Consider the following 1,426-nt stretch of genomic DNA (forward strand, 5'->3'; position numbering starts at 1 on the left):
TGTAGTGGCATAGTGAATTTGGCCACCTGAATAGAGGTGATATCATCACCTCATAGTCAAAACAGGTGACATTATGACCGGACGTAACAGACGCAATTTTAGCCCCGAGTTTCGCCTCGAAGCCGCCCAGCTTGTACTCGATCAGCATTACACCGTTGCCGCCGCTGCCACGGCAATGAATGTCGGTAAATCCACGATGGACAAGTGGGTCCGGCAGTTGAAAGAAGAGCGAGGGGGGAAATCACCCATAGCTTCACCAATGACACCTGAGCAGATTGAGATACGTGAGTTGAAGAAAAGACTCCAACGCGTTGAAATGGAAAGGGATATATTAAAAAAGGCTACCGCGCTCTTGATGTCAGACTCCCTGAACAGTTCTCATTAGTTGAGAAACTCAGGGCGCGGTTTCCTGTTGCCGTTGTGTGCAACGTGTTTGGGGTTCATCGCAGCAGCTATAAATACTGGCGGCAGCCAAAGAAGCCTGATGCCGCACGCGTGGCATTACTGGGCCTTGTTCGTGAAAGCTATCGCGAAAGTAATGGTTCCGCAGGTGCACGTAATATTGCCGCGATGGTCACCACCAAAGGCGTAAAACTGAGCCGCTGGCGGGCAACAAAGCTGATGAAAGAACTTAATCTCATCAGCTGTCAGCAGCCTGGCCATCGATATAAGAAGGCGTCTAAGGAACACGTAGAGATACCTAATTATCTGGAACGCCAGTTTGCAGTAACAGAGCCTAATCAGGTCTGGTGCGGTGATGTGACTTATATCTGGACAGGTAAGCGCTGGGCTTATTTAGCCATTGTGCTTGATCTGTTTTCCCGTAAACCGGTTGGCTGGGCGATGTCATTTTTCCCTGATTCCGCACTGACAGGTAAAGCCCTGTCGATGGCCTGGGAAGCACGGGGAAAACCGGCTAATTTACTGTATCACTCGGATCAAGGCAGTCACTATACCAGCAGGAATTTCAGACAGTTACTGTGGAGATATCAGATAAAGCAAAGCCTGAGTCGCCGGGGAAATTGCTGGGATAACAGTCCAATGGAACGGTTCTTCAGAAGCCTGAAAACAGAGTGGGTACCGGATAATGGCTACGCGAATTTTAGCGAAGCCAGCACGGCAATAACGAATTACATCACAGGATATTACAGCCAGCTCAGACCTCATCAATATAATGGTGGTTTGACGCCGAATGAATCAGAACGATTGTTCTGGAAAAACTCTAAAGCTGTGGCCAGTTTTTGTTGACCACTACAGCGCTATTTGTTTGGTATTTTTCGGAATCGTAGTAGGCGCTTTTGATGTATATAGCATCATCGCTAATAATGATTGTATAATCCTTAGAGTTAGAGCTATTACTCGCATGGAATTTAATATCACTAAAATTCTTTCCCCCATCGCTACTGGCTGACAAAATGCTGTAAGC

General features: G+C 47.3%; 1 protein-coding gene. It reads left to right on the forward strand.

Features of this window, described 5'->3' with window-relative positions; translation table 11 throughout:
- The first annotated feature begins 73 nt into the window (after positions 1–73).
- Positions 74–1,248, forward strand: a protein-coding gene (locus tag TU92_RS22030; protein WP_112169525.1) for an IS3 family transposase whose coding sequence is annotated in 2 segments (ribosomal slippage) — positions 74–332 and positions 332–1,248 — 1,176 coding nt in all. Because the reading frame shifts where the segments join, the coding sequence is not laid out codon by codon here.
- The last annotated feature ends 178 nt before the right edge of the window (positions 1,249–1,426 follow it).

Source organism: Rahnella inusitata, from assembly GCF_003263515.1.
In the GTDB taxonomy this organism is placed as follows: Bacteria; Pseudomonadota; Gammaproteobacteria; order Enterobacterales; family Enterobacteriaceae; genus Rahnella; species Rahnella inusitata.